This window comes from Longimicrobium sp., from assembly GCF_036280135.1.
Lineage (GTDB): Bacteria > Gemmatimonadota > Gemmatimonadetes > Longimicrobiales > Longimicrobiaceae > Longimicrobium.
In genome coordinates, this window is sequence record NZ_DASURI010000657.1 from 1 (window position 1) to 3725 (window position 3725).

5 protein-coding genes are annotated in these 3725 nt (G+C 73.2%); 1 reads left to right on the top strand and 4 read right to left on the bottom strand.

Features of this window, described 5'->3' with window-relative positions; genetic code table 11:
- Nucleotides 1-418: CPCC family cysteine-rich protein (locus VFZ20_RS21355; RefSeq protein WP_329685974.1), on the bottom strand; the 418-nt coding region annotated here is incomplete at its 3' end.
- A gap of 64 nt (nucleotides 419-482) precedes the next feature.
- Nucleotides 483-926 (bottom strand): transcriptional repressor, encoded by a 444-nt coding sequence (locus tag VFZ20_RS21360; protein WP_329685975.1) that lies wholly within the window; start codon nucleotides 924-926, stop codon nucleotides 483-485.
- A 201-nt stretch (nucleotides 927-1127) separates the two neighbouring features.
- On the opposite strand from VFZ20_RS21360, the gene VFZ20_RS21365 reads away from it, so the two are divergent.
- Nucleotides 1128-2099, top strand: a complete 972-nt coding sequence (locus VFZ20_RS21365) for a hypothetical protein (protein WP_329685976.1) — start codon at nucleotides 1128-1130, stop codon at nucleotides 2097-2099.
- Nucleotides 2100-2542: 443 nt separating this feature from the next.
- On the opposite strand, the gene VFZ20_RS21370 is transcribed toward VFZ20_RS21365, so the two are convergent.
- Nucleotides 2543-3151 (bottom strand): DUF2239 family protein, encoded by a 609-nt coding sequence (locus VFZ20_RS21370; RefSeq protein WP_329685978.1) that lies wholly within the window; start codon nucleotides 3149-3151, stop codon nucleotides 2543-2545.
- Nucleotides 3151-3507 carry a GIY-YIG nuclease family protein gene (locus tag VFZ20_RS21375; protein WP_329685977.1) on the bottom strand — a complete coding sequence of 119 codons (357 nt, stop codon included), beginning with the start codon at nucleotides 3505-3507 and terminating at the stop codon, nucleotides 3151-3153. The genes VFZ20_RS21370 and VFZ20_RS21375 overlap by 1 nt, the downstream gene beginning before the upstream one ends.
- Nucleotides 3508-3725: the final 218 nt, after the last annotated feature.

Sequence of the window (3725 nt, forward strand, 5' to 3'; positions counted from 1 at the left end):
AGTTCTCGTCCTGGAACTGCACGCGGTCGTCCACCCATCCGCAGACCTCGCACGTCTCGTAGCTTCCACGCTTCTTGCCGGCCAGCGTGCGAAATCCGCAGCACGGGCACCGGTACAGGAGGGGATCCGATGGGATCTCCAGCGTCATCCCCTCCCACGGAATGGCCTGCCATCGGTCCCGTTCCGCCTCGTCCAGGTAGGGGAAGCAGAGCGCGATCAGGGACGGCTCCGCCCCGGCTTCGTCCGCCGGCTCCATCCACTGGATGGCCGCGTGGAACGGCGGCGGCTCCCCCGGCCCCGCGGCGATCCGCATCCCGGGCTGGAGCTCGCCCCGCAGGATCGTGCCCAGCAGGCAGAAGATCCCGCGCCCGGGGCGGGTTTCGGTGCGATGGACCTGGACGCGCGTGTCGAAGCGCATGGTTCCTCCCCCAACGAAAAACGCTCCCCGGCGGGGAGCGTCTCGGTGCCGGTCCGGGCAGGCCTCAGTCCGCGCAGGCGGCGCACAGGCCGATGACCTCCACGCGGTAGCCCTGCACCCGGAACCCCTCGCCGGCGTGGATCTGCGGCAGCGCGGCCGATGCCTCGCCCGGCACGTCGCGTACCTGGCCGCAGCGCACGCAGCGCGAGTGGTAGTGGTCGTCCGTGCGGGCGTCGTAGCGGGCGCTGTCGTCGCCGTACGCCAGCTTGACGGCCAGGTTGCAGCTCACGAGCGTCTCCAGGGCCTTGTACACCGTGGCCAGGGAGATGTCGGCGATCTCGCCGCGGACGGCCGTGAACACCTCGTCGGCCGTGGGATGGTCCGTGGTGCCCAGCAGAAAGCGGTACACGGCCGCACGCTGGTCCGTAAAGCGCTGGCCGTTGGCTTCCAGCGCCTCGCGCAGCATTGCGTCCGCCTGCTCCGGGCGCATCCGTGCGGTGGCGTACATGGGCTCGGTCGGGTCGTTTGCGGGCCGGGTGGACGAAAAAGCCAGGAACCGCGCGGGTTCCTCGTCACGCAAGGTACGGATGGGCGCGGGGGATGTCAACCGCCGCGCGTGCTGCTAACTTGCCGCCGGGCACGGAGGATGCGAGGCCGCGCGGGGCTGGCGGTGGTGACCGAACACGAGCTTATCCCGGACGGAGCGAGCGTGCGACGACGGATCAGGATTGCGCTGGCCTGCTGCGCGGCGTTGGCCGCGGGCGCCTGCGGCGAGGCGGAGGGTGTGGAGGTGCAGCCGCTGCCTCCCCTGCAGCGTCCCAGCCCCGAGGCGCGGGCGGGGCTGCCGGAGGTGCGGGGCGTGTGGCGCTTCGCGGGGTTCGAGATCCCCGCGCGCGACACGGCGGCCGTGCGCGAGCGGGTGTACACGCTGGTGCCGCCGGGTGAGTTCCGCCTGGCCACGCAGCGGCTGGACAGCATCGCGGGGCAGTACGTGCGCGAGGGCGTCGCCTTCCCCTTCACGGGCGAGGTGCGGCGCGACAGCACGGTGGCGCTCGTGGCGTTCAGCGAGGGCGTGGGCCAGTTCGTGGCCGGGCGCGTCGTCCGCGACACGCTGTGGATCGAGCTCACGTCGTTCAGCACGGCGCAGACGTGGCCCACGGGCACCCGCGCGGCGCTCGTCCGGGGCGCCGTGCGCGCGCCGTTCCGCCGGCTGCTGGGCGGCGTGCCCATCGCGGCGCCGGTGGACTCGGCCGCCGTGCGCGACAGCATCCGCCTGGACTCGCTGCGCCGCGCGGGCATGGTGGTGACGCCGGGCGCGCAGCCCCTGCCGGGCCAGACCGTGCCCGGGCAAGGGGTGCCGGGCCAGGTCGTCCCCAACCCGCCGGTGACGCAGCCCGGCGTGCGGCCCACGGTGCCTGGCGCGCAGCCGGTCCCGCAGCAGCAGCGTCCGCCCGCGCAGGTGCAGCCGCAGCAGCGCCCGCCCGTGCAGACGCAGCCCCAGCAGCGTCCGCCCGTGCAGACGCAGCCCAGGCCCCAGCAGCCGCGTCCGCAGCCGCAGCGCCCGCCGGTGCAGCAGCCGCAGCCGACGGTGACGCAGCCGGTGGACGAGCCGCCGCCGTCGCAGCCCGCGCCCAGCCCCAGCGCGCCGCGGGACACGATCCGGTTCGGCAGCCCGCCGTGAGCCCTCGGGGGCCATCACCCGCTCGCTGACGCTCGCACCCTCTCCCGCGAACTGCGCGGGAGAGGGTGTATGCTTCTACGGGTCGCGGTGCGTGGGCGCGGAGATCCTGCCAGGCGTGGCGGACGAGTCGTGCTTGCTGTCCGCGAGGGCCGTTTTTCGCGAGATGAAGCTCTCCCTTCCCCAGGGGAGGGTGGGAGCGCAGGGTCTCGGCACTGCGACGGCCGGTCGCGGACCGGAAGGAATCAGCAGGGGGACGGCGTCCCTTGGTAGAAGGGCTGCTTTCGGCGAGGGGACGGGATCCGCGTTTTTTCGAACGGGCCGGATGTCCGCTGCAGGGCCAGGTGTCGACCGGGCGCATCATTCACCTGATCGCGATCGGTAAACGGCTGCCCGCCCTGGAACACGAGCGCAAAGCTGAGTCCCGTCATGCGCGCGGCGGACGATCAGCCTTCGCCAGGGAAGGCGAGGCGCAGCGCGTGGTCCGCGACGTCGGGGGGCCAGGCGTGCGCGTGGTCGGCGAAGCGCGCGCGGTCGTCGGCGAAGAGGGCGCGGCTCGCCTCCTCGAAGCCGGGCAGATCGCCCGCCATCGCGGAGATGAAGCGATACGCCGCTTCCTGCGCCGCGCGGCGGCGGTCCGCGTCGGCGCCGGCGCGGCGGGCGGTGTCCACGAGCCTGCGCAGGGCCACCGACGCGCCTCCCGGCTGGGCCGACAGCCACTCCCAGTGCCGCGGTAGCAGCGTCACCTCGCGCGCGACGACGCCCAGGCTGGGCCGGCCGCGCCGTCGTCCGCCCGCCGGCGCGGGGGCGTCGGCCGGGGGGGCGGGGGGATCGGACGCCACGGCCCCGTCCGCATCGTTTGCCGCGGCGAGGCGCGCGACGACGTCCGCGTCCGATCCGCGCAGGTCCACGTCGACGACGCGGCCCGTGGCATCGTCAAAGATCAGCAGGGGGCCGGCCGCGGCGCCCTCTGCCGCGTGCTTGACGGCGAGGGCTACCTCCGCGAGCGCGCCGCCCGCCAGCCGCCGATGCCCATCGAACGCGGTGACGTGCATCACCGGCGCGGCGCGGGCGTGTATCCGGCGGGCGCGAACGGCTGCAGCCGCTCCAGCCACATCGACTCCAGCACGGCCAGGTCGCCCGACGGGTCGTAACCGGGCGCGTCGTCCGGCGTGAGCGTGTCGAGCACCTCGAAGACGAACGCGTCCGGCCCCAGCGCGTTCCAGTCCGCCTGCAGCGCCTTGACGGGATGACCGCCGAACTTGAGCTGCGTGCGCTCGCGGTTCAGCGCGGACGGCAGGTCCACCGACTGCCGCACGAGCGAGCGGTCCGCGACGGTGTTGTGCACCCGGTAGATGCCCATGGGGCGGGGCGTTTCCTTGTAGGCGCGGATCAGCGCTCGCTTGTTCATCCCCGATGCTCCGGTTGCGGGTCGGCGCTAATTTTATCCGGGTGATAATCGGCCGTCAATATCATCCGGATAAAATCAGATGAGGAGCGTGGATGCGGATGATGCGCGACGAAAAACCGCCGCCGTCCCCGGTGATCAGGGACGGCGGCGGTCTTGGGATGGGCCCGGCCGGACTCGAACCGGCGGCCTACTGCTTAGGAGGCAGTCGCTCTATCCAC